The organism is Enterobacter sp. UNJFSC 003 (assembly GCF_036903355.1).
In the GTDB taxonomy this organism is placed as follows: domain Bacteria; phylum Pseudomonadota; class Gammaproteobacteria; order Enterobacterales; family Enterobacteriaceae; genus Enterobacter.
Map to the genome: position 1 here is coordinate 1 of NZ_JBAKHK010000272.1, position 251 is coordinate 251.

Annotated in this window: 1 protein-coding gene; it reads left to right on the top strand. The window is 47.0% G+C overall.

From position 1 onward, the window contains the following. On the top strand, window positions 1–186 hold a 186-nt coding region (locus V5P19_RS24120), incomplete at its 5' end, for a tripartite tricarboxylate transporter TctB family protein (protein ID WP_214147600.1). Window positions 187–251: the final 65 nt, after the last annotated feature.

Here is a 251-nt window from a genome sequence, read left to right on the forward strand (position 1 = left end):
GTGGCGATGAGCTACTGCGGTTATCTCATTACTACTCCTGTTTTCCTCATCGTCATTATGACGTTGATGGGCTACAGGCGATGGGTACTCACACCGGGTATTGCGCTGCTGTTAACGGCAATCCTCTGGTTGCTGTTTGTCGAAGCGTTACAGGTGCCATTGCCTGTCGGCACATTTTTCGAATAACAGGGGCCAGCAATGTTTGAAAGTGAACTTTTAACTCAGGGTTTTTCGACATTACTCAATAATCC